The sequence below is a fragment of the Spirillospora albida genome, assembly GCF_000718255.1.
GTDB classification, from domain to species: domain Bacteria; phylum Actinomycetota; class Actinomycetes; order Streptosporangiales; family Streptosporangiaceae; genus Spirillospora; species Spirillospora albida.
Genome location: NZ_JOFJ01000067.1, coordinates 1 through 486 on the forward strand (window position 1 = coordinate 1; position 486 = coordinate 486).

The window sequence follows — 486 nt, forward strand, 5'->3', positions numbered from 1 at the left end:
CTGCTGGACGGCAACTACAACGGCACCTTCCAGGTCGGCTCCAACGGCGACGACGCCAACGAGCGGATCGCGGTGGACCTGCGGACCGCCACGGTCGGCGCCCTCACCGGTGAGGGTCTCCTCGACCTCGGTTCCGACGGTGCCGTCGGCGGTGCCCTGCAGGCCGCGGACGGTCTGATCTCGCTGGTCGACGCCACCAACATCCCCGCCGGCGCCGGCGCTGTGAACATCGGCAAGAACGTCGTCGTGTCGCAGAAGGCCGTCGAGACGCTCGACTTCGCGATCTCGAAGGTGTCGGACGTTCGTGCGCAGCTGGGTGCGACGCAGAACCGGTTCGAGCACACGATCAACAACCTGAACGTGTCGATCGAGAACCTGTCGGCTTCCGAGTCGCGGATCCGTGACACCGACATGGCGCAGGAGATGGTCAACTTCACCCGCAGCCAGATCCTGTCCCAGGCCGGCACCTCCATGCTGGCCCAGGCC

At 66.9% G+C, this 486-nt stretch carries 1 protein-coding gene; it reads left to right on the top strand.

Annotated features, from left to right (window positions below; translation table 11 throughout):
• A partial coding sequence (locus IE99_RS32865) for a flagellin (protein ID WP_030177533.1) occupies positions 1–486 on the top strand: 486 nt, incomplete at both ends.